We start from the raw sequence: 24,853 nt of genomic DNA, 5'->3' as shown, positions 1-24,853 counted from the left end.
CCGCGCGTCGCTCAGGCGTGCGCCTGGCGCCAGGTTTCGAGCTTTGCCGCGAGTGCGGCCGCCGTGTGTCCGAACGTGTCGGGCAGGGCGCCATCGAAGCCGGTCAGGCCGCGATTGACGCGACGCAGGCGCGCTGCGGCGTCCACGTGGTCGGCGAAGTCGATGCCGACCATCGTATGCAGGCCGACGCGTGTCGGGCCGAAACGCACGACATCGCGCCAGCCCCAGCGGGTGACCCGGAACAGCGAGCGCAGTTCGATGCCATCGGCATCGAGCCGCAGATGGTTCGCGCCGGGCAGCAGCGACACCAAGGCGACCAGTGCGCACAGCCCGAAGAATCCCCCGCACAGCCACGCGATCAGCAGATGGCGCTCGCCGATGACGACCGCCATCCACACGAACCCGGCCGAGATCGCCAGCAGCGCGAGCATCTTCCACGGCGACGGCCGCAGCAGCTCGACCGCCGGCAACGGGCCGGGCGCGGTCATTTCAGCGTGCGCTCGAACAGTTCATAGATGCGGCGGTACTGGTCATACCACGATGCCGGGTGCTGGTAGGCGTGGCGCTCGAGCGGGTAGCTCGCCAGTTCCCACTTGTCCTTGCGCAGCTCGATCAGGCGCTGGGCCATCATCACCGAGTCCTTGTAGAACACGTTGTCGTCGATCATGCCGTGCGCGATCAGCAGGTTGTCCTGCAGGCGGTCGGCGTATTCCATCGGCGAGGACTTCAGGTACGCCTCGGGGTCGATGTCCGGCGTATTGAGGATGTTCGCGGTGTAGGCGTGGTTGTACTGCGACCAGTCGGTGACCGGGCGCAGGGCGGCGCCGGCCTTGAACACGCCGGGCTCGCGGAACAGCGCCATGAAGGTCATGAAGCCGCCGTAGCTGCCGCCGTAGATGCCGACGCGGTCGCGGTCGGCCTGGTGGTGGTCGACCAGCCAGTCGATGCCGTCGAGGTAATCCTCGAGTTCCGGATGGCCCATCTGCCGGTAGATCGCCGTGCGCCAGTCGCGGCCATAGCCGGCGGACGCGCGGAAATCGAGATCCAGCACGATGTAACCCTGCTGCACCAGTAGGTTGTGGAACATCTGCTCGCGGAAGTAGTTCGGATAGCGGTCACTGACGTTCTGCAGGTAGCCGGCGCCGTGCACGAACAGCACGACCGGATACTTGCGGCCCGGCTCGTAGTTCTCCGGCGCGTAGAACTTGCCCCAGACCGTACCGGCGCCGTGCTTGGACGGAATCTGCACGTACTCGGGCTGCAGCCAGTCGTGCGCCTTGAACTCGGCCGTGCGGGTGTCGGTGAGCACGCGGACTTCACCGCCGGCGACATCGGCGACGGCGAGCTGCGGCGGCGTGTAGCTGCTGGAGGTGCGCAGCAGCAGGCGGGTCTCGTCGGGCGACAGCGCGAAGTCTTCGATGCCGCCGGTCTTCGTGAGTTCGCTGACCGTGCCGCCGCTCGCGCTGCAGACCTCGTAACGGCCCGGCCACTGCTGGTTGCACAGGAAGAAGAAGCGGCTGCCGTCGCGCGACATCACCGGCGACGAGACTTCCCACTGGCCCGAGGTCAGCGCGCGCGAGCGGCCGCCGTCGTTGAGATACAGATGCGAGTAGCCGGAGGTTTCCGACAGGAACCACAGCGTGCGGTTGTCGGGCAGCCAGCCGAACTCGTTGAAATCCCAGTTGATCCACGCGGCGTCGGTCAGGCGATCGCGGTTCTGCAGCGTCGCGCCGGCCAGATCGACAGTGGCGAGCCAGCGGTCCTTGTTGTCGACCGAGTGGATCGACAGCGCGACGCTGCGACCGTCATCGCTCCAGCGGATCGCACCGCCGCCACCGCCGCGGCCGTCGAGTTCCAGACGCACCGGACGGTTGCCCTTGAGCGCGTCCTTGCCGGCGGACCGGGGCAGGTCGGCCAGCGGATCGGTGCCGATGCCGGGCAGGGTGTCGGTCTTGAGCTCACGCGCCTGGCCGCTGGCCACATCCACCAGCCACAGCGTGTGCGGCAGCGGATCGTTGCGGCCGACGCGCGTGCGCACGTCCTCGAATTCCTCGTAGCCCGATTCGGTGACGTAGCGCGGCATCTTGCCCTCGCGCCCTTCATCGCCGCTCTTGGCGGTCGTCGCGACGATCAGCCGATCGCCGGCCGGTGACAGCGCGCTCCCGGCGATCGTGACGTCCTTGCCAAGGAACACCGGACCGGGGGCGCGCGTGGCATCGCTGCGGCGCCAGGTCTCGTTCTGCGTGCGCAGGCCGTCGCGGCGATCGCGCTCGACGCGGAGCGTTTCGATCATGCGCAACTGACGATCGCGCAGGTCGTCGTCCTTCGGCGGCTTGGCCGGATCGTCCTCGGCCTTGAGGCTGGCCAGCTGCGTGGTGCCGCGTTGCGCGTCCCAGCCGAACCAGTCGTTGCCGGCGCGCCAGACCAGACCGCCGGTCGTCGACCACTGCGGCTGCGCTTCCGGGGCTTCGGTGCGCGTGACCTGGGTCAGCGCGCCGGTGCGCAGATCGCGCACGAACAGATCGCCATTGCGCAGGAACGCCATGCGCGTGCCGGTGGCATCGGTGATCGGGTTCTGCGCATCGAGATCGGCGCGCGCGCCGTCTTCGACACGGGCCGAGGCACCGCCGGCGAGCGGCTGCTGCCAGGTCTCGCGGACACTGCTGCCCTCGCGCTTGAGCGTGTAGTACGCCGCCTGGCCATCCCAGCGCCACCATGCGCCTTCGACCGGCGCACCGATCCAGTCCGGATCGGCCATGATCCGCTCCATCGTCAGCGGCTGCGCAGGTTGCGCCAGGGCGGCGGGAGACACGAGGGCGCAGGCAAGCACCCAGCTCAACGGCAGTCGACGCATTCGACGGTTCCATGAAGCGAAAAGAAGCCGAAGTGTAACGGGCACGGCTGCCCGGGCCGCTCTGGCGAAGGTCATGGTCGGACCGCGACGCGATGTCGCGCGACGCCGTGCCTCATCCCGCTTTCACGCGCGCGCCCGCAGACTCGCTGCGCGCCGCCCCACCGGAGCCCTCCTTGGACGCCCTGCTGCTGTCGCGGATCCAGTTCGGATTCGTGATCTCGTTCCACGTGTTGTTTCCGGCCTTCACGATCGGTCTGTCGAGCTGGCTGGCGTTCCTGGAATTCCGCTGGCTGCGCACGCGCGACCCGGTGTGGCGCGAGCTGTACTTCTTCTGGATGCGGATCTTCGCCGTGTCGTTCGGCATGGGCGTGGTGTCGGGCATCGTCATGAGCTTCCAGTTCGGCACCAACTGGTCGGCGCTGAGCATCGCGGCGGGCAACATCCTCGGGCCGCTGCTGAGCTACGAGGTGCTGACGGCGTTCTTCCTCGAAGCCAGCTTCCTCGGCGTGATGCTGTTCGGCTGGGGCCGGGTGTCAGAAAAATTGCATTTCCTGTCGACGTGTCTAGTGGCGGTGGGCACGTTGATCTCGACGTTCTGGATCCTCTCGGCCAACAGCTGGCTGCACACGCCGGCGGGCTATGAGCTGATCGACGGCGTGTTCCATCCGGCCGACTGGATGGCGATCATCTTCAATCCCTCGTTCCCGTACCGGCTGGCGCACATGGCGCTGGCGGCGTTCATCACCACGTGCTTCGTCATCGGCGGGGTGGCGGCCTGGTATCTGCGCCGCGGCGAACACGTCGATGCTGCGACGCGGATGCTCAAACTCTCGGTCGCGTTCGCGGCGATCACGGTGCCGCCGCAGATCTTCGTCGGCGATCTGCATGGTCTGAAGACCGGCGAAGTGCAGCCGGTCAAGCTTGCGGCGATGGAAGCGCACTGGCACGAGAGCGCGCCCGGCGAGGGCGTGCCGCTGGTGCTGTTCGCGGTGCCGAACGTGGACGAAGAACGCAACGATTTCGAGATCGCGATTCCGCGGCTCGGCAGCGTGATCCTGACCCACAGCTGGGACGGCACGATCGCGCCGCTGACCGCGGTGCCGCGCGACGAACGGCCGCCGGTGGCGCCGGTGTTCTACGCGTTCCGGGTCATGGTCGGCATCGGCATGGCGATGCTGCTGCTCGCCGTCGTCTCGCTGTGGGCGTGGCGCCGGCGCTGGCTGTTCGAATCGAAGTGGCTGCTGAACACCTGGCGGCTGATGGCGCCGAGCGGTTTCATCGCGGTGCTGGCGGGCTGGTTCGTCGTCGAGATCGGCCGCCAGCCCTGGGCGATCCAGGGACTGCTGCGCACCGCGGATGCGGTGAGCGACATCGACCGCACCAGCGTGATCATTTCGCTGAGCGCATTCTTCATCGCCTACGCGGTGGTGTTCGGCGCCGGAGGCGGCTACATCCTCAAGATGATCCGCAAGGGCCCGCAGCCCATCGACGATGGCCCGGATCACGACGACGGCGAACGTACGCCGATGCGGCCGATCTCGGCGGCCGACGGCCCGGTGGGAGACGACTGATGGATCTCGACCTGCAGACCGTGCTGCCGGTGATCTGGTTCGGCGTGATCGGCTTCGGCGTGCTGATGTACGTGCTGCTGGACGGCTTCGTGCTGGGTCTGGGCGTGCTCGCGCCGTTCGCCGAAGACGGCGATCAGCTCGATCACATGATGACCACCGCCGCGCCGATCTGGGACGGCAACGAGACCTGGCTGGTGCTCGGCGGTGCCGGTCTTCTGGCGGCGTTCCCGCGCGCCTACGCGATCGTGCTGTCGGCGCTGTATCTGCCGGTGCTGCTGATGCTGATCGCACTGGTGTTCCGCGGCGTCGCATTCGAATTCCGCTTCAAGGCGCAGCGCGGCAAGCGCTTCTGGGGCGTCGCGTTCGCGCTGGGCTCGCTGCTGGCCGCGTTCGCACAGGGCGTGATCCTCGGCGCGCTGGTCGAGGGCATGGCGCTGGAGGAGGGCAAGTACGCCGGCGGCGTGCTGGACTGGTTCAGCCCGTTCTCGATGCTGACTGGCGCCGCGGTGGTGTTCGGCTACGCGCTGCTCGGCAGCGGCTGGCTGATCCTGAAGACCGAAGGCCGGCTGCAACAGATGGCGCGCACGCTGACCCGGCCGCTGGTGCTGGTCGTCGCCGCCTTCATGGGGCTGGTCAGCGCGTGGCTGCCGTTCCTCGACTCCGAGATCATGGCGCGCTGGTTCGAGGACGGGAATTTCTGGTGGCTGTCGCCGGTTCCGGTGCTGGCATTGGTCAACGCCGTCTGGCTGTGGCGCGCGGCGATGCGCGAGGGCCGCGACGCGCGCCCGTTTCTGCTGACGCTGAGTTTCTTCGGACTGGGATTTCTCGGGCTGGTGCTGGGCATGTGGCCGAACATCGTGCCGCCGTCGCTGAGCATCTGGGAGGCCGCTTCGCCGCCGTCGTCGCAGGGCTTCGTGCTGGCCGGACTGGTCGTGCTGCTGCCATTGATCCTCGGTTACACCGCGTGGTCGTACCGCGTGTTCCGCGGCAAGGTGGCGGCCGACGCCGGCTATCACTGAACCCCGTGTTGTCGGATTTCCGCGCTGCGCGGGCGCTGCGATACCCAAGTCCGTGGATATGCCGCACAATCCAGCGTGTTTCCGCGGTTCTTCGGCCATGCACGCCTACGTCTACAAAAGCCAGCGCAAGGCGGACACCTACGTGTACCTCGCCGAGCGCGACGCGTTCGACGTCCTGCCCGATCCGGTGCGCGCGCAACTGGGCGAACTGACCTTCGTGCTCGATGTGGCGCTGACGCCCGAGCGAAAGCTCGCCCGCGAGGATGCCGCGCTTGTCCGCGAGAAGCTGCGCACGCAGAAATTCCATCTGCAGATGCCGCCGCGTCTGGTCCACGATCCACTGACGGAGGACTGGGGCACCGATGCCTGAGTCCGCGCAGCGGCCGTCGTCCGCGTTCGCCCGTTCCCTGATCCTCGTGCTTCTGGCCGGCGTCGCGCTGGCTGCGCTGACGCTCGTCGGCGGTCCGCTCGCCGCGGTCGCTGGCGCGCTCGCACAGCCTGCATTCGCGCTGGTCATCCGTGGCTGGCGCACGCGCGCCGTGCCCGCGGGCGCCACGCTGCGGACCGATCTGCTGTCGCTGACCGGTGCCTGGGGCGGTGCCACGCTCGCGACGGCGGCGCTGGTCGCCTGGCCGCTGTCCGCGTTGCGGCAGGGCGGTGAACTCGGCGCGGCGCTCGCGTTGAGTGTCGCGGTCGGTCTCGCGGTGATCGGCTTCTGGCGCACCTGGCCGCTGTGGCATGCGATCGAGCGCGACGGCGGCGACCTGCGCACCCATTGGCGCGCGCTGTCGGAGCGCGAGACCGGTAACTGGCGCGGCGTCGGCGCAGCGCTGTGCGTGGCGGCGATCGTCGCGCTCGTGCTGGTGCCGGCCTGGCTGCCGGCCGGCGGCATCGGCCCGCGCGCAGGACTGGCCATCCTCGCCGTCCTCGCCTCGCTCGGTCTGCATGCCGTGCTGCAACGCCTCGCGCCGCCGGCCGCGTTGCCGATCCAGATCGTCGAAATGCAGGGCGATCCTGCGGTCGCGCTCTCCGAAGAGCCGCTCGACGCGGCGCCCGATGTCGCGCTGTATGCCGCCGCGCGCGCCGGCCGCGTCGATCGTGCACTGGCGCTGATTGAATCCGGCGCCGACGTCCGCGTGCTGCCGGCGGGGGATGATCGCGACCAGCGCAGCCTGCCGGTGCTGGCCGCCGTGCTGCCGGATCTGCGTCTGCTGCGCGAATTGATCGCGCGCGGCGTCGACGTCAATACCGCACACGCCGGCATGACCCCGCTGCTGGCCGCGACCCGCGACAGCTGGCATGGCCGCCCCGATGCGGTGATGACCCTGCTGGCCAACGGCGCCGACCCGCGGATCACCGATCACGAAGGCAATACGCCGCTGCATCTGGCCGCGCGCAGTTCCGATCCCGGCGTCGCCGCGCTGCTGCGCGATGCCGCGGCCGAACTCGAAGCGCGCAACCACGACGGCCTGACGCCGCTGGGCATGGCCTGCGCGGTCGGCAACTGGCGGCTGGCGAAGTTCCTGCTTGAACGTGGCGCGCGCGCCGAGGTCGACGGCGGCACGCCCGCGCTGTTGGCCGCGGCCGGTGGCGACGAGGACGATGCCGCCGGCGTGCAGCTGCTGCTCAAGCACAAGGCGCGGGTGGATGCGCGCGATGCGCTGCGTCGCAGCGCGCTGCATGTCGCGGCGTTCCAGGGTCACGACGAGATCCTCGCCGCATTGCTCGGCGCCGGTGCCGACGTGCGCGGTCGCGACAACGATGGCCGCACGCCGCTGCTCGAAGCCGCACGCGGCGGTCGACTGTCCGCGTTCGAAGCGCTGCTGGCCGGACACGCCGATGTCGCCGCTGTCGATGTCGCCGGCCGCAATGCGGTGATGCTGGCCTGCACCGCCGAACTGCCGTCGGCCGCGCTGCTGCAGCGCCTGCTGGAACTCGGCGTGCCGGCCGATGTGGCCGATGCCGAGGGTCGCAAGCCGGTCGACCGCGCCGCCGAAACCGGTCGCTGGACGCTGGTGCGTCTGCTCGATCCCGACTACCCGCTGCCGGCCAACATCGGAATCGGCGATGACGAAGACGGCGCCGTCGCCAGCGACCGCACGCCGGTGTTGCTGCTGCGCGCCAGCCTGCGCGAAGGGCGTTTCGACGACCAGGGCCCGTTGCTGCGCCTGCTCGGCGCGCGCGATCTCGGTGGTCTGCTGCTCGATCCAGAAATGCCGCCGTCGCTGGACCGCATCGAATGGCTGCTCGCGCAGGGCGCCGATGTCGAAGTGGCCGACGAGACCGGCGCGCCGCCGCTGTGCGCGCTGCTGGCGTCGGCGCCGCAGCATCTGCCGATCCTGCAGGCACTGCTGCGCCACGGTGCATCGCCGGGCGGCGCCGGCACGCTCGCGCGCTATCTCGCCGCCTGCAGCGATGACGACCAGGCTGCGCGCGCGTACGAGACGTTCGCGCTCGACCTGCTGGCGCGTGGCGCCGATCCCTTCGCGCCGTCGCCTGTTGGCGATCCGCCGCTGTCGCTGGCTGTGCGGCTGGGTTGGCTGCGGCTGATCGAACGCCTGGTCGGCCATGGTGTCGACCTCGATGCCCGCGACGCCCGCGGCATGACCGCGCTGCATCTCGCCGCCGCGCTCGGCCGCGAAGGCGCATTGAAGGTGCTTGTGCGGCATGGCGCCTCGCCGGCGGCCTGCGCCGCCGACGGCCAGACGCCGCTGGGCGTCGCCCTGTCCGCCGGTCGCCGCGATCTCGCCGACTGGCTCGACTGGCGCGGCTGGAAACTGCCGCGTCGCGCGCTGGAACCGATCGACCTGCCGGCCGCCGCGAACGCAGGCGATGCCGAAGCCGTGCGCCGCCTGCTGGATCTCGGCTTCCCGGTCGACACCGTGGACGCGCAGGGCTGCACCGCGCTGCTGCGCGCCGCCGGTGGCGGCCATCGCGACGTCGTCGATCTGCTGCTGTCGCGCGATGCCGATGCCGCGCGCGCCGCGCAGTCCGGCGCGACGCCGCTGTCGGCGGCGGTCAGCATGCGGCACGCCGAGGTCGTCGATCGCCTGCTCGCGTCGGGTGTCTCGCTCGACCAGCGCCTGCCGGGCGAAGTCAGCGTGCTGATGCTCGCCGCCGCACTCGGCCTGCCCGATCTCGCCGCGCGCCTGCTGACCGCCGGCGCCGACATCCACGCGACCGATGCGCAGGGCCTGACGCCCCTGCATTGCGCCGCGCTCTACGGCTTCACGTCGCGCGACCGACCGCGTCTGCTCGCGCTGTTCGACACCCTGCTGCTGGCTGGCGCCGAGGTCGATGCGCCTGCGGCCGGCGGCGTCACCCCATTGCTGCTGCTGCTAGGCGCCCGCGCCGAACCGGGCACCGCCTGCGACGAGGACGTGGTGCTGGCCGCGATGGAGCATCTGCTCGACGAGGGCGTCTCGCTCGATTCGCAGGACCAGCGCGGCTTCGGCCCGCTGCACCTCTCCGGCCTGCATGGCCAGCTGCGCCTCGCCCGCCGCCTGCTGCGCGCTGGCGCCGACCCCGACCTGCGCGACACCCTCAACCGCACCCCGCGCGAGATCGCGGTGATGCGTGGCTTCATCGACGTCGCCGCCGAGTTCGCCCCCGCCCAGAGCGGCGACGGCGTGTCGATGGCACGGTTTCTGCGCGAACAGCGCTGACGACCCGGGGTTTGCCCGGGCTTGTCCGGTGTCTGTGGGCGGGGGTAACTTGAGACCACAGTTCTCAAGGATGGACCCGCGATGAAACTTCAAAGAGTGTTCGGCGTGCTGCTGTCGATCGTGTGCCTCGTGCCGTTGATTGCAACAGCGCAGAGCGCACGCGAGATGCGACAGCAGGTCGAGGGCAGCATTCTGGTGACCGGCCACGTCGATATCGCGCTCGATGGCAGCATCAGTGACTACGCGCTGGATCAGCAGGGCAAGCTGCCCGAGCACGTCGTCGGCCTCATTGGACGTGCGATGCCTGCCCTGCGCTTCGAGCCCGTGCTCTCCGAAGGCGTCCCTGTGCTCGCTCGCGCAAAAATGAGCTTGCGCCTCGTGGCGACGCCTGCGGCTGACGGCAATATGACGATCGCGATCAAGGGCGCGAGCTTCGGCGAGGAGTTTTCGCCGGATGATACCGGGCGCGTCCAAGCCATCGAGATGAGTCCGCCCCGGTATCCGATGAACATCGCGCAGATTGGCGGTAAGGGCACTGTCTATCTGCTGGTGAAGGTCGGGCGGGATGGCCATGTGCAGGACGCGGCGGCCGAGCAGACCAATCTGACGGCGCTGGGAAGCGCGCGCCAGATGGACGCGATCCGACGTGGTCTGGAAAAAGCTGCACTGGACAAGGCGAAGGAATGGACGTTTTCGCCGCCAACCACAGGGGACGCCGTCTCCAGCGACTATTGGGTGGTTCGTGTGCCTGTCGACTTCACGTTGAGCGAGTCCGGACGGCGACCGGCGGATTCCGCGTACGGGCAATGGGTGGGCTATGTGCCAGGTGCCCAGACACGTCCGACTTGGGCCATGCCGGATCCTCCGGGTTTCAGCCCGGATGCGCTCGCCAGTGGCGCGTTGCATGCTGGGCAGTCGCGATTTCGCCTGCTCACGCCGCTCCAGGGCTGAGTGTTAGAAACCACGCGCCCCGCAATGCGGGGTTTTTTTCGGGGCACATGGTTCATACGCGGCCGAGCGATCGGATCGTCTGGCGTCGCCGCGCAGCGCGAGAAATCGCTGTGCGTCACGTCGGCTGTACTGATGGAAAAAATGCACCCGGGAACACTTGCCGCCCTTACGCGAAGTCGGCACAGTCAGCATCCGGTTCAATGCAGGACGCACCTATGCACCGATTGCTCTTCGCCGCGCTCGCCGTGGCTTTTCTCGGCAGCGCATCGCCGGCCGCCGATGCCCAGACTGCGCGGCAGGCGCGTGAAGAGCTTGAAGCCAGCATGCTGGTGACCGGGTATGTCGATATCGGCCTCGATGGTCAAGTCACGGACCTCGAAATTGATGAGGTGGAATCGTTGCCGCCCTATGTAATCGCGCTCATGGAGAGAGCCGCACCGACACTTCGTTTTGAGCCGGTTCTTGTCGACGGCGTACCGGCGCTTGCGCGCGCAAAGATGAGTGCTCGGCTTGTCGCAGCGTCCTCTGGAAAAGGCGGCGTGGAAATGCGGATCGCGAGTGCTCATTTCGGAGAACGGGATCTGAAGAATGATTCAAGCGTGATCCGGTTACTTCGTCGCTCGCCGCCACGATATCCGGAAGATGCGGTGCGTATGGGCGGACAAGGCACGGTGTACCTGCTGGTCAAAGTAGGCCGCGACGGTAAAACGCAAGATGCACATGCCGAGCAGGTCAATCTGACCGCGTTTGGCACCGCACAGCAGATGGAGCGCGTCCGTGCACTGCTGACCGAGGCCGCGGTCGATCAAGCACGCCGACGATGGACATGGACACCACCTTCGACTGGAGCATCGGCCGATCACGACTATTGGGTTGTACGCGTGCCAGTTGATTTTTTTCTTGGAAACTCAAGAGAACCGCGTTACGGGCAGTGGGCGAGCTATCACCCTGGCGAAATGAGCCATCCGGCTTGGGCGGCACCGACCGCGCCGGGTTTCCGTCCCGACGCGATCGCCTCGGGCGGCGCCGCTACGCCGGAGACATCGCGCTTCAAGCTGATGACGCCTTTCGAAGGCTGAGTGAGGCCTTCTCACGCGGGTGCGACTTCAAGCAAGCTGATCGCACGATCAACCTGTAGTTCCAAAGAAAAAGCCCCGCATCTGCGGGGCTTTTTCGTGCGCGAATACCCGCTGGGTTAGCGCTTCATCGACGAGAAGAACTCGTCGTTGGACTTCGTGCTCTTCATCTTGTCGAGCAGGAATTCCATCGCGGCGATCTCGTCCATCGGGTGGAGGAGCTTGCGCAGGATCCAGATGCGCTGCAGCAGGTCCGGTTCGATGAGGTAATCCTCGCGGCGCGTACCTGACTGGTTGACGTTGATCGCCGGGTAGACGCGCTTTTCGGTGATGCGACGGTCCAGATGCACTTCCGAGTTGCCGGTGCCCTTGAACTCTTCGTAGATCACCTTGTCCATCGCGCTGCCGGTATCGACCAGTGCGGTGGCGATGATGGTCAGCGAACCGCCTTCCTCGACATTGCGTGCAGCGCCGAAGAAGCGCTTCGGGCGGTGCATCGCGTTGGCGTCGACACCACCGGTCAGGACCTTGCCCGAGCTCGGCACGACGTTGTTGTAGGCGCGGGCGAGGCGGGTGATCGAGTCGAGCAGGATGACGACATCCTTCTTGTGCTCGACCAGGCGCTTGGCGCGCTCGATCACCATTTCGGCGACCTGCACGTGGCGCGCGGCCGGCTCGTCGAACGTCGACGAGATGACTTCGCCGCGCACGGTGCGCTGCATCTCGGTCACTTCTTCCGGACGCTCGTCGATCAGCAGCACGATCAGGTGCACGTCGGGATGGTTATAGGTGATGGCGCTGGCGACCTGTTGCATCATCATCGTCTTGCCCGCCTTCGGCGGCGAGACGATCAAAGCGCGCTGGCCCTTGCCCTGCGGGGCCATCAGATCGAGGATGCGGCCGGCGATGTCCTCGCTGGACCCGTCGCCACGCTCGAGCTTGAAACGCTTGCGCGGGAACAGCGGGGTCAGGTTTTCGAACAGCACCTTGCCCTTGCTGGCTTCCGGCGGCTCGCCATTGATCGTGTCGACGACCGACAGCGCGAAGTAGCGCTCGCCGTCCTTCGGCCAGCGGATGCGACCGAGCAGATGGTCGCCGGTGCGCAGGTTGAAGCGGCGGATCTGGCTGGGCGAGATGTAGACGTCGTCCGGGCCGGCGAGGTAGCTCGCCTCGGCCGCACGCAGGAAGCCATAGCCGTCGGGCAGGATCTCGAGCACTCCGTCGGCGACGACGCCTTCACCGTGACGGGTCAGAACTTTCAGCAGGCCGAAGATCACGTCCTGCTTGCGGGCACGCGCCACGCCTTCGATCGCGAGCTGGTCGGCGATGTCGAGCAGCTTGTGCGCCGGCATGCGCTTGAGGTCGCTCAGCGTGTACTGCGGGAAACCTTCCGGGATGTTCGGGGGCGGCAGGCGCTGGACGTGGTCGTTGCCACCATCCTGCGGCAGGCCGTCATCGCGGCCACCGCCACGCGGACGGTCACGCCGGTTCTTGAACCGGTCGCGGCGGTTGTTGCCCTGATCGTTGTTGTTGTTATTGCCACCGCCACCGCCACCGCCACCGCCGGCATTGCCGCCGTTGTTGCCGCGGTTCTGGTTCTGCTGGCCGCCACCGTGCTGGCGCGGCTCGCCGCCCTGCTGGGCGTGATGCTGGCCACCGTTCGGCTGGCCGTTGTTGCCCTGGTGGCCGCGCTGGGCATCGCCCTGCCCGGCGTCACCGGATGCTCTCGGCGCCTCGGACTGCGGTGCGGCAGCCTGCGGCGGTGGTGCGCTCGCGGGCGGTGCCTTGGGTGCGGATGCGTCCTGGGTCGCCAACGGCAACTGGGACTGGGAATCGGGGGATGCTGCGTCGGTGGCCTTCTTGGCCACGCGCGGCTTGCGCACGCGCTTCACGGCGGTGTCGCCCTCGGGCGTGCCGGGATCGGATGTGTGGTCGGACAAGCGGAAAATCCTCGCTCGGTTGCGAGCGCCCGGGACGGGCGGCGGCAGGAAAACGGACAGTCGGGAGTGACGCCAGATGGGTGCGGCGCGCGGTACACACGCCGGAGCAGGGCAAACCTAGCACTGCGTCCGACCGGCGGCAAGCAGTGGCCGCGCGGTCGGTTCAGACGGCAGGACGTCTTCGGACGACCTGCCGCCGGGTCGGAACGGGCCTCAGAGGGCCTTGTCGATCAGCTGGGCGAGCTGCGGCTTGCCCACGGCGCCGATCTGGGTGCCCTGCACCTGGCCGTCCTTGAACAGCAGCAGCATCGGGATCGAACGCACGTGGTACTTCAGCGCAGTGGCCTGGTTCTGGTCGACGTCGATCTTCACGATCTTGGCGCGACCGGCGTAATCACCGGCCAGTTCGTCGAGCGCCGGGGCGATCATCTTGCAGGGGCCACACCAGGGGGCCCAGAAGTCGACCAGCACCGGGACATCGGACTGCAGCACGGTGGCATCGAAATCGGAATCGCTGGCATGGATGACGGCGTCGGTCACAGGGGGCTCCGGGGGGGCTGGGGCGCGCTTGAGGCAGCGGCGCCGGGATGGATGTAAAATGGGGGATCGCCGACCGGAATCAAGGTGGCGCTCCTGCGGGACGACCCATGCGTCCTGCGCCCAGGCAGTCTGCCGTCGCGACTGCCTCCCACGCAAGCACGCGGCGCCCTCCAGTCGGCGACGCCCGGACACTTTCCTACGCATGAGCGACAAGCCTCTTACCGACATCACCTTCTCGTCCTTCGACCTGCATCCGGCGTTGCTCGCCGGGCTGGAAGAAGCCGGGTTCACCCGCTGCACGCCGATCCAGGCGCTGACGCTGCCGCTGGCCCTCAACGGCCGCGACGTCGCCGGCCAGGCCCAGACCGGCACCGGCAAGACCCTGGCCTTCCTGGTCGCGGTGATCAACCGCCTCCTGCAGAAGCCGGCGCTGGCCGACCGCAAGCCGGAAGACCCGCGCGCGCTGATCCTCGCGCCGACCCGCGAACTCGCCATCCAGATCCACAAGGATGCGGTGAAGTTCGGCAGCCACCTCGGGCTGAAGTTCGCCCTGGTCTACGGCGGCGTCGACTACGACAAGCAGCGCCAGATCCTCACCGAGGGCGCCGACGTCATCATCGCGACCCCCGGCCGCCTGATCGACTACGTCAAGCAGCACAAGGTCGTCAGCCTGCACGCCTGCGAGATGTGCGTGCTCGACGAAGCCGACCGCATGTTCGACCTCGGCTTCATCAAGGACATCCGCTTCCTGCTGCGTCGCATGCCGATCCGCACCGAGCGCCAGACGCTGCTGTTCTCGGCGACGCTGAGCCATCGCGTGCTCGAGCTCGCGTACGAGCACATGAACGAGCCGGAGAAGCTGGTCGTCGAAAGCGAGTTCATCACCAACGCCAAGGTGCGACAGGTGATGTATTTCCCCGCCGACGACGAGAAGCTGCAGCTGTTGCTGGGCCTGCTGTCGCGCAGCGAAGGCGCGCGCACGATGGTCTTCGTCAACACCAAGGCGTTCATCGAGCGGGTGGCGCGTGCGCTGGAAAAGGCCGGCTACCGGGTCGGCGTACTGTCGGGCGACGTGCCGCAGAAGAAGCGCGAGAGCCTGCTGAAGAAGTTCCAGGCCGGCCAGCTCGAACTGCTGGTGGCCACCGACGTCGCCGCGCGCGGTCTGCACATCGACGGCGTCAGCCACGTCTACAACTACGATCTGCCGTTCGATGCCGAGGATTATGTCCACCGCATCGGCCGCACCGCGCGTCTGGGCGCCGAGGGTGATGCGATCAGCTTCGCCTGCGAGCGTTACGCGCAGAGCCTGCCGGAGATCGAGGCCTACATCGAACAGAAGATTCCGGTCGAGCCGGTGACCTCCGAGCTGCTGACCGCACTGCCGCGCGCGCCGCGCGAAGGCGTGGCGTCGGACGACGAAGACGGCGACAGCATCAGCGAGATCTTCAAGGAAGTGCGCGAAGCGCGCGCCGTCGAAGACGCCAAGCGTGGCGGTGGTCGCGGTGCGGGCGCCGGCGCAGGTGGTCGTGGTGCGCCCGGTTCGCGTGGTCCGCGTCCGGCGGGCAGCGGCGAAGGTCGTGGCGAGCGCGGACCGCGCAAGCCGCGTCCGCCGCGTGTAGAAGGCGACGAAACCGCGGCTGCGCCGGCCGTTGCCGCTGCGCAGCCGGTGATCGATGCCGCCGGTTCGGTGGCGCAGGCGATGCCGGACGAATCGCGTCCGCCGCGCAAGCGTCGTCGCCGTCGCGCCGGCAAGAAGATCGAAGGTGCCGAGGGTGCATCGACGCAGAGCGGCGAGGCGATCGCAGCCGATGCACCGAAGCCGCAGGGCAACGGCGGCAAGGGTCCGCGCGAAGTGCGTCCGACCCAGCGTCCGGCGCCGGCGTCGAAGTCCGACAAGGCGCCGTCGCTGTTGAGCCGCATCGGTCGCGGCCTGCGTCGCCTGGTGTCGGGTGAGGACAAGCGCTGATCGCGGCTTGATGCTTGCGTGAGAAAGGGCCCCGCTTCGGCGGGGCTTTTTTGTGGCGCCTCTGGCGCATTCGTCGGATGGGTAGAGCGCAGAGAAACCCATCATTGGCGCACGATGGTGGTTCCGCGCGACCGTCTGCCCTCACCTCAACCCCTCTCCCAAAAGGAGAGGGGCTTGTCATGCGGCGGTGGTGTCCGTCGGTCGCTTCGTGCGTTGCCTTGATCCGGTTCGCTTGCGGAGCAGCGCCGCCGCACTCACTGCAGATCAAAGCCTGGCACACGCCCGACCATGACGCTGTTGTCCACATTCCCTGCGATACTGCCGCGCATGAGCGTTCTGCGATTCGACAACGTCAGCAAGCAGTATCCGGGCGGCCATGTGGCGCTGTCGGAAGTGAGTTTCGATGTGGCGGCCGGCGAGATGCTGTTCGTCACCGGCCACTCCGGCGCGGGCAAGAGTACGCTGCTGAAACTCATCCATCTGGCCGAGCGGCCGAGCCGCGGCGCGGTGGTGTTCGGCGAGCGCAATCTGCTCAAGGTGCGCGGCCGCAAGGTCGCGATGCATCGCCGCGACATCGGTGTCGTGTTCCAGGATCACCGCCTGCTGCCCGACCGCACCGTGTTCGACAACATCGCGTTGCCGCTGATCCTGCGCGGCATGCGCCGGCCGGAGATCGGCAAGCGCGTGCGCAGCGTGCTGGAGCGGCTGGCGCTGGGCGCGCGCGAACGTGCGCTGCCCACGCAGCTCTCTGCCGGTGAACAGCAGCGCATCGGCATTGCCCGCGCGATCGTCGGCGAGCCGATGCTGCTGGTCGCCGACGAACCCACCGGCAACCTCGATCCCACGCTGTCGGCCGAAATCATGGCGCTGTTCGCCGAGCTGCCCGAGCGCGGCACCAGCGTGTTGATCGCCAGTCACGACCTTGGTCTGGTGAAGCGCATGAAGAAGCGCACGCTGGTGCTCGACCACGGCACGCTCGCCGACGACATTTCGCCGGAGGACCTCGCCGATGCCTGAGGCGCCCCGCAACCAGCCCGTGCGCAGCGGCGCGTCGCCGATCGGTACCTGGGTCGACCATCACGGCTACAGCGTGCTGGCCAGCCTTGGTCGGTTGTTCAAGAAGCCGTGGTCGGCCGCGCTGACGATCGGCGTGATGGCGGTGGCGCTCGCGCTGCCGCTCGGCCTGTGGCTGGTGCTCGACAACGTCGGTCGCCTCGGCGGCAGCATCGACGCCTCGCGCGAGATCAGCGTGTTCCTCAAGCAGGACGTCGACGGTCCGCGCGCCGAAGCGCTGGCTGGCGAACTGCGTGGCCGCGGCGATGTCGGCAGCGTCGTGCATCGCTCGCCCGACGAGGGGCTGGCGGAATTGCGCGAGCGTGGCGAGTTCGGCGATGCGATCGACGTGCTCGGCGAGAACCCGCTGCCGCACGTGCTGATCGTGACGCCCGGTGGCGACGAGATGCTGCTGGCCGAATCACTGCGCACGCTGCCGGAATCGGAACTCGTCCAGCACGACGCGCAGTGGCGCGAACGGCTCGACGGCTGGCTGCGCTTCGGCGGCCGCGTGGTCTGGGTGCTGGCGGCGCTGCTCGGCATCGGCGCGCTGCTGGTGGTCGGCAATACGGTGCGGCTCGATATCCAGTCGCGCCGCGACGAGCTCGGCGTGCTGCAGCTGCTCGGCGCCACCGACGGTTTCATCCGCCGGCCGTTCCTGTATCTCGGTGCCTGGTACGGGCTGGCCGCCGGCGCGGTCGCGCTCGGTCTGCTGGCACTGGCCGGGCTCGCACTGCAGCCGCCGCTCGCCGAACTCGCGGCGAGCTATGGCGCGGCATTCGCGCTCCGTGGCTTCGGCCCGGTGGGCGTCGTGGCCGTACTGGCCGGTGCAACGGCGCTGGGCTGGTGCGGCGGCGGCATCGTCACCGGGCATTTCCTGCGCCAGACGCGGCCCACCGACACCTGATCCATGCACGACCTCCGTCATTTGGCCGGCGACGCGCCCCGGGTGATGGTCGTCGATGGCTCCAAGCTCGTGCGTCGACTGATCGGCGACGTGCTGCGGCAGGCGCTGGCCGATGTCGAAGTGGTCGAATGCACGGGGCTGGCCGAAGCCGTGGTCGCGCTCGATGCGGCGCCTGTCGATCTTGTCAGCACCGCGCTGTCGCTGCCCGATGGCGACGGACTGCAGCTCGCACGCCGCGTGCGTGAAGCCACCGGCCAGCGGTACGTCCCGGTGATCGTGGTCTCGGGCGACGCGCAGTCGCATCTCGAAGCGCGCCGTTTCACCGAAGACGTCACCGACCATTTCGACAAGGCGCTCGGGCATCGCGCGCTGGCGGAATTCATCCGCGGCTACGTGCAGCCGGCGCCGATTCCCGACGCGCACGTGCTCTACGTCGAAGACAGCCGCACGGTCGCACTCGCCACGCGGCGCATGCTCGAGGCGCAGCAGATGCGCGTGACCCACGTGCTCAGCGCGGAAGATGCACTGGCCTATCTCGATGCGTATCGCGATGGCCCGGCCGCGCCGGGCGCAGATCTGCTGCTGACCGATGTGTACCTCAAGGGCGAACTCAGCGGCCACGACCTGCTGCGCGCGGTGCGGCGTGATTTCGGCTACGGCAAGCGGCGCCTGCCGGTGCTGGTGATGACCGGCGACGGCAACCACGACAACCAGGTCGCGCTGCTGCGCGCGGGCGCCAACGATCTGGTCGTCAAACCGGCCGAAGAGCGGGTGCTGGCGACCAAGGCGCTGTTCCAGTTGCGGCTCGCAGCGATGCCGGGCTGAGCGTCCGCGTTACCCTGTGACGCCCCGCGCAGCATCGAGCCGAAGCATGTCGGACATCAGACTCGAACCTTCCTGGAAAGCGCACGTCGGCGACTGGCTGCGCCGCGAGGACATGCAGGCGCTGTCGGGGTTCCTGCGTCAGCGGAAAGCGGCGGGTGCGCGGATCTACCCGCCGGGGCCAGAGATCTTTGCGGCTTTCGATGCGACGCCGTTCGATGCGGTGAAGGTCGTGATCCTCGGCCAGGACCCGTATCACGGGGCCGGGCAGGCGCACGGGCTGTGTTTTTCCGTACGTCCGGACCAACGCGTGCCGCCGTCGCTGGACAACATGTACAAGGAACTCGAACGCGATATCGGCCTGCCGCGGCCTGATCACGGCTGGCTGATGCCCTGGGCGCAGCGCGGCGTGCTGCTGCTCAATGCGGTGCTGACGGTGGAAGAGGGCAAGGCCGGCGCGCATCAGGGCAAGGGCTGGGAAGGCTTCACCGATCACGTGGTCGATGTGCTCAACCGCGAGCGCGAGAATCTGGTGTTTCTGCTGTGGGGCAGCTACGCGCAGGCCAAGGGCAAGGTCATCGACACCAACCGCCACTGCGTGTTGCGCACCACGCACCCGTCGCCGCTGTCGGCCTATCGCGGCTTCCTCGGCAGCGGGCATTTCTCCAAGACCAACAATTTCCTGCGCAAGCGCGGGATTGCCCAGATCGACTGGTCGCTGCCGAAGCGATCGGAGGTCGACGCATGATCCGCAGCGTCGAGGCCACGCGCTACGTCACGCCACTGCGCGAAGGCGGCTCGCTGCCGGCGGTCGTCGAGGCCGACGACGACGGCATGTACGTCATGAAGTTCCGCGGCGCGGGGCAGGGCGCGAAGGCGCTGGTTGCCGAGCTGATCGGTGGCGAGTTCGCGCGCCTGCTGGGCCTGCCGATGCCGGAGATCGTCTTCATCGATCTCGATCCGGATCTGGCCGCGACCGAGCCCGATTCCGAGATCCAGCATCTGATCCGCGCCAGCGCAGGCTGCAACCTCGCGCTGGATTATCTGCCCGGCGCGATCAACTTCGACCCCGCGGTCGAGCCGCCCGATGCCGATCTCGCATCTCGGATCGTCTGGTTCGATGCCTTCATCTGCAACGTCGACCGCACTGCGCGCAATACCAATCTGCTGGTGTGGCACCGCCGGCTGACGCTGATCGACCACGGCGCGGCGCTGTATTTCCACCACGACTGGGACAGCGCGACGCGCATCGCGACCGGACCGTTCGCGCGGATCGCCGACCATGTGCTGCTGCCGTTCGCGAGCGCGCTCGATGCCGCTGATGCGGCGCTGTCTGCGCGCATCACCGAAGACGACATCCGCCGCATCGTCGCGCTGGTGCCCGACAGCTGGCTGGCCGTCGAACCCCGGTTCGCCGATGCCGATGCGCATCGCGCGGCCTATGTCGAGTTCTTCTGCACGCGCCTGGCGCACCGGTCGGCATTCGTCGGGGAGGCGCAACGTGCGCATGCAGCGGGTCTATGATTACGCGGTGATCCGGGTCGTGCCCCGGGTCGAACGCGAGGAGTTCATCAACGCGGGCGTCATCGTGTCGTGCCAGGGCGCGCGCACGCTTGTTGCGGCGATCGCACTGGACCCGGCGCGGCTGCACGCGCTCGATCCGCATGCCGATATGGACACCTTGCACCGGCATCTAGACGCGATCGTGCGCATCTGCCGCGGCGATGCCGATGGCGGGCCGATCGCTGCGCTGCCCGCGCGCGCGCGCTTTCACTGGCTCACCGCGCGGCGCAGTTCGATGATCCAGGTCTCGCCGGTCCACACCGGGCGTACCGACGATCCCGAGGGGCTGTGTGCGCGGCTGATGGCGCGCATGGTGCTGCCGCCCGGTCCCGTACGCGGCGCATAAAAAAACCCGGCAGCGTGCGGGCTGCCGGGTCGGCTACGGGCGAGGGAGGGATCGCCCGGAGTTCAGTGCACGGAGCCAAAGCTCCGCAGCGCGGTTCAGCGCTTGGTGGTCTTCGCGGTGGCCTTGACGACCTTTTCGGCTTCGGCGCGGACGTCGGCGGTGGCCGATTCGACGTGCGACTTGGCGAGGCCGGCGATGGCTTCGTGCGTCTTCACCGTGCGGCCCAGGGTTTCCTGGCCGGCGCTGACGAGACGCTCGACGTTCTCGCGTGCGACCTGCGCGCCCTTCGGCCACAGGGCCTTGAAGCCATCCATGTCACGCACTTCGATCGCTTCGTTGACGAAGGCGAACGTGGCGTTGGTGTTGTCGTTGAACGTCGAGATGTGGAGACCGAACAGCGTCTCGGCATTCTCGAGAGTCAGACGGTTGAACTGGGCGGCGGCATCGGCGAACTGACGCAACGCGGCCGTGAACTGCTCGTTGAGCTGGTAGGACATGGCGGTTACCTGCGTGAGCCGGCGGTCTGCCGGGTTTGTGCGGTGCAGCATATCGCAGCCATGTTGCATTGCAACAAACAGCCGATGAACGGTCGCCGTGCATTCAGTTATGTAGAAAGATCAGTGACTTGAAACCGTTTTCAGCGCGCAGGCAGGCGGCTTCAGAGACCGGTGTAACGGCAGCCCGAGGTGCAGGTTTCACGGATCACGATCGCGCTCAGCGCCGGCAGCGCGGGCTTGAGCCGCTCCCAGATCCAGATCGCCAAACGCTCGCTGGTGGGGTTGTCGAGCCCGGGAATGTCGTTGAGATAGTTGTGGTCGAGCTGGGCGTAGAGCGGGGCGAACGCGGCCTTCAGATCGCCGAAGTCCATGATCCAGCCGGTCTCCGGTCCGGGCTCGCCGGACACGTGCACCTCGACCTGGAACGAGTGTCCATGCAGACGCGCGCACTTGTGGCCTGGCGGCACGTTCGGCAGCCGGTGCGCGGCCTCGAGGGTGAAAACCTTGAAGATGTCCATGCGCGCATTCTCGGCCGTGACCGCCCGCGCGGCAATCGTCGCGGTGCTGACATGCGCGGCTGCCACCATCGTCGGTTCCTGTTTGCTCCGGCCGATACCCGATGTCACCACTGCGCTGCCTGCTGTCATTGCTGATCGCCACCGCCGCCATGACCCTGCCTGATCACGCCGCTTCCGCCGCCACACCCGCTGCCGAAGCGCCGCGCGTGATCGCCCATCGCGGCGCGAGTGCGCGCATGCCCGAGCACACGCTGGCGGCGTATCGCCGCGCGGTGGAGGACGGCGCGGATTTCATCGAACCCGATCTGGTGATGACCCGCGACGGCGTGCTGGTCGCGCGCCACGAGAACGAGATCGGCGGCACCACCGATGTCGCGTTGCATCCGCAGTTCGCCGATCGCAAGCGCACCCAGCGCATCGATGGCAGCGACGTCACCGGCTGGTTCACCGAAGATTTCACTCTTGCCGAACTGAAGACGCTGCGCGCACGCGAACCGTTGCCGGCGCTGCGCGGTGTCTGGTACGACCGCCAGTTCGCGGTGCCCACGCTGCACGAGATCATGGTGCTGCTCGACGATCTGTTGCGCGACTCGGGCCGCAACGTCGGCCTGATTCCGGAGATCAAGCATCCGACGCACTTCCGCACGATCAGGCTGCCGATGGAGCAGGCAGTGATCGATGTGTTCGCGAAGCACGAGGTGGCCACGCGCGTGCCGCTGGTCGTGCAGTCGTTCGAGCCGACCAGCCTGCGCACGCTGCGCGACATCGCCGCGCCGGTGTTGCCCGATCTGCGCCTGCTGCAACTGATCGGCGATCCGCGTGTGAAACCGGCGGATGTCGACGCCGCCGGCGGCGATCTGCGTTACCGCGACATGCTTGCCGTGGACGGCCTGCGCGCGATCGCGGCATACGCGTCGCTGCTCGGGCCGCACAAGTCGCAAATCGGCGAGGTCGGACGCGGCGGCCGGTTCGAGGGAACGACATTGATCGCCGATGCACACGCTGCCGGCCTGCAGGTCATGCCGTACACGTTCCGTCCCGAGAATCCGTATCTGCCGCGGAGCTTGCGCAGTGGCGGCGCCAATGCGCGCAACGAGGCCGGCGCGATCGCCGAGATGCGCGCGTTCCTCGATGCCGGCGTCGATGGTCTGTTCGCCGACGACCCCGCGCTCGCGCGGCAGGCCGTGGACGCGCGCTGAACCGACTGCATCCGCGCCACGCACTGCCGGCGTACGTCCCGTGAACCTCAACACGGGAGTCGCCCATGTCATTGCCCGCTGCCGAACGTGTCGTTGCGGCGCGCACGGTCTTCGTTGCGCTGCTCGCGTGTCTGTTCGCAGCGTTTCCGCTGGCGGCCGCCGAGCGCGAAGAGGCGCGGGCGCTGGCACGCGACGATGGCCGGCTGCTGTATCGGGAAGTGCATTACCAGGACCGTGACGGCGACGTCGCCAGGCGCGTGGTGCTGTACCGCTGCCCGGATGGCGCCGCGTTCGCGCGCAAGATCGTGCGCGCGCAGGTCAACGCCACGCAGCCGGACTTTGCGTTCCATGACGCCCGCAGCGGCTATCGCGAAGGCGTGCGCACGCGCGATGGGAAACGCGAGATCTTCGTCCAGCGTGGCGAAGGCGCGCCGCGGACCGCCGCGTTGCCGGCTGCCGACGATGCGGTGATCGATGCCGGTTTCGATGCCGCGGTGCGCACGCACTGGGCTGCATTGGGCGATGCGCCGCAGCGGCTGTCGTTCCTGCTGCCCGAGCGCTTCGCGTTCATGCCGGTGCGCGTGGCGAAAGTCGGTGACGCCGATGGCATGCGCCAGCTGCGCATGTCGGTCGACCGCTGGTTCGGCTTCGCGGTGCCGCCGATCGAGCTGCGTTACGGCCTGGACGACAAGCGGCTGCGCGAATTCGCCGGTCCCGGCACGGTCCGCGACGCGCGCGGCAAGCCGCGCGACGTGCGCATCGTGTTCCCCGCGCAGGCGCCGCGCGCCGTTGCCGCAAGCGAAGTCGCGGCTGCGCTCGAAGACCCGTTGAGCGGCCGATGCAGCACCTGATGCCCGTCCACCTGCGAACGGGTCGCGGCCACCGGATCGCACGATCGCGCTTGCGCGAACGGCGGGCGCCGGTGAGGATGGCGGTCCATCACTTCCCGGGATTCGCGCGCCGGATGCCACAGCACGATGCGACCGCAACTGCGACCGAACCCGGCCTCGACGTCTGGCTGGCACAGGTCGCCGACGGCAACCAGCGCGCTTTCGAATCGCTGTATCGCGCCAGTGCATCGCGCCTGCTCGGCGTGTGCATCCGTGTGCTGCACGACCGCGAAGAAGCCGAAGACGCCCTGCAGGACGTGTACGTGCGCATCTGGCGCAAGGCCGCGCAGTTCGATCCCGCGCGCGCCGCGGCGACGACCTGGCTGGCGACGATCGCCCGCAACACCGCGATCGACCGCCTGCGTGCGCGTCCGCAGCACCAGCTCGCGCCGGTCGAACTGATCGAGGCGATGCCGGACGACGGTGAAACGCCGCTGGAATCGACAGAGCGCGCCGGTGACCGTTCGCGTCTGGACACCTGTTTCGAGACGTTGGAGCCGCGACGCCGCCGCCTGATCCGCGCCGCGTTCTTCGACGGCGCGACCTACGAAGAACTCGCGCAGCGCGTGGGTTCGCCATTGGGATCGGTGAAGAGCTGGATCCGCCGCGGGCTGCTGCAGCTGCGGACATGCCTGGAGCCATGAACGTGCGCGATCCCGACTTCGACATCGACGACGACGGCGGTCCCGAGCCGCCGCGCGCGGATCTGCTCGCCGGCGAGTACGTGCTGGGCGTGCTCGACGCGCAGGCGCGTGCAGCGGCCGAGGCACGCATCGCACGCGATCCGGGCTTCGCACGTCTGGTCGCCGAGTGGGATCTGCGGCTTGCGCCCTGGTTCGCCGAATTTCCGACCGCCGACGTGCCTGCGCATGTGTGGCCGCGTATCCGCACCGCGCTTGGCTGGACACCCGTGGCCGCGAAGCCCGAAGGCCTCTGGCACAGCACCGGTTTCTGGCGCGGCGCCACGGCATTGGCGGCGGTCGTCGCGATCGTCGCAGTGCTCGTCGGCCGTGTGCCGGTCGACGACGACGCGCGCGAGGTGCCGGTGGTCGTCGCGCCGACGCCGATCCCCACGCCCACGCCTGCACCCGCCGCCGAGGCCCTCCCGGTCACCACGCTCGCGCACGAAGACGGCTCGCCGGCGTGGCTCGCCTCGGTCGATGCCGCGCATGGCCGCGTGCTCGTCGTACCGCTGCCGGCGGATGTCGATGCCGAAGGCCGCGTCGCCGAGCTGTGGTTGATTCCGGAAGGCGGCGCGCCGGCGTCGCTCGGCCTGCTGCCGCACGACCGCACGCGCGCCGTCGAGGTGCCGGCGGAACTGCATGCGGCGCTGATCGCAGGCGCCACGCTGGCAGTGTCGCTGGAGCCGCCGGGTGGCGCGCCGGATGGCGCACCGACCGGGCCCGTGGTCGCGAGCGGCGCATTGCGCATCTGATTCACCCACGCGTGGCGGCCACAGGCCGCCGCGCGTCCGCG

General features: G+C 68.4%; 23 protein-coding genes. 17 read left to right on the top strand and 6 right to left on the bottom strand.

The annotated features are described in order from the left end of the window. Positions 1–11: 11 nt before the first annotated feature. Together LU699_RS06230 and LU699_RS06225 are read right to left on the bottom strand one after the other, a co-directional pair. On the bottom strand, positions 12–488 hold the full coding sequence (locus LU699_RS06230; RefSeq protein ID WP_232134033.1) for a PH domain-containing protein: 477 nt from the start codon (positions 486–488) through the stop codon (positions 12–14). Further along, a complete protein-coding gene (locus LU699_RS06225) occupies positions 485–2,845 on the bottom strand; it encodes a S9 family peptidase (RefSeq protein WP_425491194.1) in 2,361 nt (786 codons plus the stop codon). The genes LU699_RS06230 and LU699_RS06225 overlap by 4 nt, the downstream gene beginning before the upstream one ends. Before the next feature lie 182 nt (positions 2,846–3,027). Between LU699_RS06225 and LU699_RS06220 the strand changes: the two genes are divergently transcribed. The 6 genes from LU699_RS06220 (at position 3,028) to LU699_RS06195 (ending at position 11,139) form a co-directional block, all read left to right on the top strand. Then, positions 3,028–4,425 (top strand): cytochrome ubiquinol oxidase subunit I, encoded by a 1,398-nt coding sequence (locus tag LU699_RS06220; RefSeq protein WP_232580513.1) that lies wholly within the window; start codon positions 3,028–3,030, stop codon positions 4,423–4,425. Then, positions 4,425–5,444 (top strand): cytochrome d ubiquinol oxidase subunit II, encoded by a 1,020-nt coding sequence (cydB, locus tag LU699_RS06215; protein ID WP_232134036.1) that lies wholly within the window; start codon positions 4,425–4,427, stop codon positions 5,442–5,444. Before LU699_RS06220 ends, cydB begins: the two co-directional genes overlap by 1 nt. 97 nt (positions 5,445–5,541) lie before the next feature. Continuing rightward, the gene (locus LU699_RS06210; RefSeq protein WP_232134037.1) at positions 5,542–5,814 is read left to right on the top strand and encodes a YcgL domain-containing protein; all 273 of its coding nucleotides are present in this window, start codon (positions 5,542–5,544) and stop codon (positions 5,812–5,814) included. Continuing rightward, positions 5,807–9,109, top strand: a complete 3,303-nt coding sequence (locus LU699_RS06205) for an ankyrin repeat domain-containing protein (protein WP_232134038.1) — start codon at positions 5,807–5,809, stop codon at positions 9,107–9,109. Before LU699_RS06210 ends, LU699_RS06205 begins: the two co-directional genes overlap by 8 nt. Before the next feature lie 81 nt (positions 9,110–9,190). Further along, positions 9,191–10,060, top strand: a complete 870-nt coding sequence (locus LU699_RS06200) for an energy transducer TonB (RefSeq protein ID WP_232134039.1) — start codon at positions 9,191–9,193, stop codon at positions 10,058–10,060. A 215-nt stretch (positions 10,061–10,275) separates the two neighbouring features. Next, positions 10,276–11,139 carry an energy transducer TonB gene (locus tag LU699_RS06195; protein WP_232134040.1) on the top strand — a complete coding sequence of 288 codons (864 nt, stop codon included), beginning with the start codon at positions 10,276–10,278 and terminating at the stop codon, positions 11,137–11,139. Between the two features lie 116 nt (positions 11,140–11,255). On the opposite strand, the gene rho is transcribed toward LU699_RS06195, so the two are convergent. Then, complete coding sequence (rho, locus tag LU699_RS06190) at positions 11,256–13,076, bottom strand: transcription termination factor Rho (RefSeq protein WP_232580512.1); 1,821 nt, start codon at positions 13,074–13,076, stop codon at positions 11,256–11,258. A gap of 213 nt (positions 13,077–13,289) precedes the next feature. Beyond that, positions 13,290–13,616, bottom strand: a complete 327-nt coding sequence (gene trxA / locus LU699_RS06185) for a thioredoxin (protein WP_232115954.1) — start codon at positions 13,614–13,616, stop codon at positions 13,290–13,292. 202 nt (positions 13,617–13,818) lie between these two features. Here trxA and rhlB point away from each other — a divergent pair, with 202 nt between their 5' ends. The 7 genes from rhlB to LU699_RS06150 all read left to right on the top strand — a co-directional run bounded on the left by rhlB (position 13,819) and on the right by LU699_RS06150 (position 20,273). After that, complete coding sequence (rhlB, locus tag LU699_RS06180; protein ID WP_232134042.1) at positions 13,819–15,582, top strand: ATP-dependent RNA helicase RhlB; 1,764 nt, start codon at positions 13,819–13,821, stop codon at positions 15,580–15,582. Between the two features lie 327 nt (positions 15,583–15,909). After that, a complete protein-coding gene (gene ftsE, locus LU699_RS06175) occupies positions 15,910–16,599 on the top strand; it encodes a cell division ATP-binding protein FtsE (protein WP_232134043.1) in 690 nt (229 codons plus the stop codon). Next, the gene (gene ftsX / locus LU699_RS06170) at positions 16,592–17,542 is read left to right on the top strand and encodes a permease-like cell division protein FtsX (protein ID WP_232134044.1); all 951 of its coding nucleotides are present in this window, start codon (positions 16,592–16,594) and stop codon (positions 17,540–17,542) included. The genes ftsE and ftsX overlap by 8 nt, the downstream gene beginning before the upstream one ends. Positions 17,543–17,545: 3 nt before the next feature. After that, positions 17,546–18,367, top strand: a complete 822-nt coding sequence (locus LU699_RS06165) for a response regulator (protein WP_232134045.1) — start codon at positions 17,546–17,548, stop codon at positions 18,365–18,367. 46 nt (positions 18,368–18,413) lie between these two features. Continuing rightward, on the top strand, positions 18,414–19,112 hold the full coding sequence (gene ung, locus LU699_RS06160; protein WP_232134046.1) for a uracil-DNA glycosylase: 699 nt from the start codon (positions 18,414–18,416) through the stop codon (positions 19,110–19,112). Continuing rightward, positions 19,112–19,888 (top strand): HipA family kinase, encoded by a 777-nt coding sequence (locus LU699_RS06155; protein ID WP_327058787.1) that lies wholly within the window; start codon positions 19,112–19,114, stop codon positions 19,886–19,888. The genes ung and LU699_RS06155 overlap by 1 nt, the downstream gene beginning before the upstream one ends. After that, the gene (locus LU699_RS06150) at positions 19,872–20,273 is read left to right on the top strand and encodes a DUF3037 domain-containing protein (RefSeq protein WP_232134048.1); all 402 of its coding nucleotides are present in this window, start codon (positions 19,872–19,874) and stop codon (positions 20,271–20,273) included. The genes LU699_RS06155 and LU699_RS06150 overlap by 17 nt, the downstream gene beginning before the upstream one ends. Positions 20,274–20,368: 95 nt before the next feature. Here the strand turns inward: LU699_RS06150 and LU699_RS06145 are convergent, their stop codons facing one another. Further along, positions 20,369–20,770, bottom strand: a complete 402-nt coding sequence (locus LU699_RS06145; protein ID WP_232134049.1) for a phasin family protein — start codon at positions 20,768–20,770, stop codon at positions 20,369–20,371. 161 nt (positions 20,771–20,931) lie between these two features. Next, a complete protein-coding gene (gene queD, locus LU699_RS06140) occupies positions 20,932–21,288 on the bottom strand; it encodes a 6-carboxytetrahydropterin synthase QueD (protein ID WP_232134738.1) in 357 nt (118 codons plus the stop codon). A gap of 101 nt (positions 21,289–21,389) precedes the next feature. On the opposite strand from queD, the gene LU699_RS06135 reads away from it, so the two are divergent. The 4 genes from LU699_RS06135 (at position 21,390) to LU699_RS06120 (ending at position 24,812) form a co-directional block, all read left to right on the top strand. Continuing rightward, positions 21,390–22,487 carry a glycerophosphodiester phosphodiesterase family protein gene (locus LU699_RS06135; RefSeq protein WP_232134050.1) on the top strand — a complete coding sequence of 366 codons (1,098 nt, stop codon included), beginning with the start codon at positions 21,390–21,392 and terminating at the stop codon, positions 22,485–22,487. Positions 22,488–22,552: 65 nt separating this feature from the next. Further along, positions 22,553–23,338: a hypothetical protein gene (locus LU699_RS06130; RefSeq protein ID WP_232134051.1), complete on the top strand. Its 786-nt coding sequence runs from the start codon at positions 22,553–22,555 to the stop codon at positions 23,336–23,338. A 113-nt stretch (positions 23,339–23,451) separates the two neighbouring features. Next, positions 23,452–24,021: a sigma-70 family RNA polymerase sigma factor gene (locus LU699_RS06125; protein ID WP_232134052.1), complete on the top strand. Its 570-nt coding sequence runs from the start codon at positions 23,452–23,454 to the stop codon at positions 24,019–24,021. Then, positions 24,006–24,812 carry an anti-sigma factor gene (locus LU699_RS06120; protein ID WP_232134053.1) on the top strand — a complete coding sequence of 269 codons (807 nt, stop codon included), beginning with the start codon at positions 24,006–24,008 and terminating at the stop codon, positions 24,810–24,812. The genes LU699_RS06125 and LU699_RS06120 overlap by 16 nt, the downstream gene beginning before the upstream one ends. The last annotated feature ends 41 nt before the right edge of the window (positions 24,813–24,853 follow it).

The organism is Luteimonas fraxinea (assembly GCF_021233355.1).
Classification (GTDB): domain Bacteria; phylum Pseudomonadota; class Gammaproteobacteria; order Xanthomonadales; family Xanthomonadaceae; genus Luteimonas; species Luteimonas fraxinea.
The sequence above is the reverse complement of the archived record's forward strand: the minus strand, read 5'-3'. Positions and strand labels throughout refer to the sequence as shown.